The sequence below is a fragment of the Roseiarcus sp. genome, assembly GCF_052145395.1.
Lineage (GTDB): Bacteria > Pseudomonadota > Alphaproteobacteria > Rhizobiales > Beijerinckiaceae > Roseiarcus.
This window is the reverse complement of the sequence record NZ_JBKQOT010000340.1, coordinates 1-3,172: the sequence shown is the minus strand read 5'-3', so window position 1 is coordinate 3,172 and position 3,172 is coordinate 1. Positions and strand designations below refer to the sequence as shown.

Sequence of the window (3,172 nt, the reverse complement as noted above, 5' to 3'; positions counted from 1 at the left end):
GGGTGGCGCGCGTGCCACGTACCGGTTAACAGGAAATTGTCGAGGACCTCATACATCTCCCAAGCAATTGAACGGCGCGAACGTTAACCGATCATTGCGCATCGCGGGGGTGCGCGTCGCAGACGGGGTATTCCGGCTTTTCGAGGGGCGCCGTGTTCTTGCTCTCGTCAGGATCTCTCGTTGGCCTGATGGCTGCTGCCAAGTTTATTGCCTCCTCGATCTCCCGAAACTCCCGCGTCGGCGCGAGGCCTTCAAGCGCCGGCCCCAGCACCGCATGCGCGTGCGCGTCCCGTCCAGTCGCGCGGTAGAGCTGAGCGAGCGAAAGCGCGGCGCGCAGTTCGAAGCTGCGGGTTTTCTGAGATTGCGCGATGGCGATGGCGGCGAGGAAGGCATCCTCGGCGGGCTGCGGGTTTGAGGCGTCGCGCTTGAGCAGGATTTCGCCGCGAATGCGGTGGGTCTCAGCATCGAACCAGCACTGCCCTGTGCGGTTGGAGTCCTCGAGCGCCTGCTCGAGCGTGGCAAGCGCAGCTTCCGTTTCGCCAGTCCGCGCTTCCGCTTCCGCCAGAGACGTCTTGATGAGCGGCTGAAAGGCCCCAACGCCATCCTGATGAAGCAACGCGGCGGCTCCGCGCATCTTCACGAGAGCGATCTCTGGACGGCCGGACTGCAATTCCACCCAGGCCTCCAGGAAGGCCCCGAAAGCGACCCACAGGGCGATCCCATGCTGATGCGCGACACCGGAAAGCGCTTTAGCGTGGGGAGCGACGCCGTCGACATTGCGGCCGATAATCTCGAACATGGCGCTGTGCATCAACCCGTATGTTGAAGTCGCGAGGTGCCCCAATTTTGCGATTCGCGTCGCCGTCGCGTCGGCACACTCTCTCGCGCGATCGACCTCGCCGAGCGGCCAAAGCACGATCGCCGCATAGGCCATCGCGGAAACGCCCACGTCCTGGCCAAAGCGGAAGGCGAGATCGCGATCTCGGTCCGGATCGAAAATCGCCAAGGCCTGTTCGAGGTGCGAACGAGCCTCGATGAAATCTCCGGCAAACCATTGCGTCACGCCATAGATCCGGTGCGCAACGCCCGCCTCCGGCGAACGGGGTTGCAACGCGACGTCGCGAAGAAAAGCCTGCGCAGCCGCGAGCATCGTCGTTAGTTCGCCACGCACATAGCTTCCCGCCCATTGCCCGTAATTGATCGAGGAGCGCGCGTACATGTCGGCGGCTTGGGCGCCCAGTTCGCGCGCACGCGCAAAGGCTGCGACGGTTTCGGGGGCGCCATGACCGTGCGCGGCAATTCTCGCGTTTCCGTAAGAAACCTGCAGCCGCAGGAGTTGACCGCCTGTCTTCTCCTTCTCCCCCACGGCCGCCAAGGCCTCCGCCATCTCGATCGCCTTGCCAAGATGCGCGATCGCCTCCTTGAACGCCGAGCGATGAAGCGCGAGATCGCCTGCCTTGCCCCAGTATTCGATCGCGGGCTCGGTGAGGCCTGCTTGCGTGAAGTGATGAGCGACCAGTTCCGGTTCAGCCTCGACGACGCCAGCGAACTTTTCGCACAGGGTTTCCGCGATGCGCCGATGCAGGATTTGCCGCCGGCTCCTCAGCAGGCTTTCGTAAGCCGTGTCCGCACGAGCGCGTGCTTGAAGCTGTAGCGTGCTTCAGGCGGGGCTCCGTCGCGAAACACCAGCTCGGATTCCTCCAATTGCGCCAGCGCGCTTTTTAAAGAGGCCTCGTCGCTCCCGACCACGGCGTGCAGCAGCGAGTAAGAGAATTCGCGCGCGATCGCGGCGCCGATCTGCGCGATCTCTTTCACCGCCACGAGGCGATCGAGGCGGGCCATTAGCGAATCCTGCAGCGTCGAGGGGATCGCCATGGGTGGCAACGGGCCGTCGAGGCGGAAGCGGTCAGCCTCCTCGACCAGCAGGCCTGACTCCAGCACGTTCTTGGTCAGCTCTTCCACGAAGAGCGGCACGCCGTCGGTCTTGGCGACAATCTGCGCGAGCACCTCGGTGGGCAGCTTGCGTCCGCCCGTCACCCGCCCGACCAGCGTCTCGGCCTCCGCGCGGTCGAGGCGGCCAAGGGCGATCGTCGAGACGCCGGGCAGGCCCTTCCAGGGCGCGTCGAATTCGGGCCGGAAGGTGATCATCAACAGCGCGGGCAGCCGCCGCACGCGTGCGATCACGAGATCCAGCAATTCGAGCGAGGTCGCGTCGGCCCAATGCGCGTCCTCGAACAGGATCAGCAACGGTTCGTGTTTGGCCAAGCTTTCAATCTGATCGAGCAGCGCCGAAAGTGTCTGCCGGCGCTGCTGCGCGGACGAGAGGTTCAGCGGGGGATGGCGCCCCAGCGGGATTGACAGCAGCGAAGCGATCAGCGGCGCGACGTCGTTCATCCGATCGGTGGCGAGGCCCAACAATTTCTCCAATTTTTCGAATTTGACCTCGGGTTTTTCGTGTGGCGCGATGCCCGCCGCGCGCTCGAAGTGCTGCACGAAGGGGTAGAGCGCGCTGTCGCGGTGATAGGGCGAGCACTGGTAACGTAACTGTGTGTGCGGCGTATCCTCGACCTGCTCCGCGATCCAGGCGGACAGGCGCGACTTGCCGATGCCGGCTTCGCCCGAGATCAAAATGGTATGGCCTTCGCCGCGCCATGCCCGGCGCTGGCGCACGATCAGGTCGGCGCACTCGGCGTCGCGTCCGACAATGCAAGTCAGCCGCACCGGATGAGCTGCCTCGAACCGGCTCTCGCTTTCGGACACGCCAAGCGCCGCCCATGCTTCGACCGGCTCGGCGAGGCCCTTGACGGCGTGCCTGCCGAGGTCGCGCAGCCGGAACGATCGCCGAGCAGGCGCCGCGTCGCGGCGGCCACAACGACGCCGCCGGCATCGGCGAGAGCCTGCAATCGCGCGGCCAGATTCGGGGTGTCGCCGACGACCGCCTGCTCCTGCGCGGAGCCTTGGCCCACGAGGTCGCCGACGACGACAAGGCCGGTCGCAACCCCGACGCGGACCGCGAGGCTTTCGGGAGCGCAGGTCTGCAAGCCTGCCACGACTTCGGCGATTTCCAGCGCCGCGTGGACCGCCCGCGCGGCGTCGTCCTCATGCGCGCGGGGAAATCCGAAGTAAGCGAGGATCCCGTCGCCAAAGAACTTGGCGACGAAGCCGTCATAGC

The 3,172-nt window shown here is 65.4% G+C and carries 3 protein-coding genes; all 3 read right to left on the bottom strand.

The features are described 5' to 3' along the window. Positions 1–91 precede the first annotated feature (91 nt). Positions 92–1,387, bottom strand: a complete 1,296-nt coding sequence (locus tag ACLP25_RS11535; RefSeq protein WP_442469337.1) for a hypothetical protein — start codon at positions 1,385–1,387, stop codon at positions 92–94. A gap of 215 nt (positions 1,388–1,602) precedes the next feature. Beyond that, positions 1,603–2,670, bottom strand: a complete 1,068-nt coding sequence (locus ACLP25_RS11530; RefSeq protein WP_442469336.1) for an AAA family ATPase — start codon at positions 2,668–2,670, stop codon at positions 1,603–1,605. A 41-nt stretch (positions 2,671–2,711) separates the two neighbouring features. Next, the coding region (locus tag ACLP25_RS11525) for an adenylate/guanylate cyclase domain-containing protein (RefSeq protein WP_442469335.1) at positions 2,712–3,172 on the bottom strand (461 nt) is incomplete at its 5' end.

Bases quoted from the DNA above. Each gene is read 5' to 3' on its own strand.
- ACLP25_RS11535 (WP_442469337.1), bottom strand. From the start codon at position 1,387: ATGGCGGAGGCCTTGGCGGCCGTGGGGGAGAAGGAGAAGACAGGCGGT.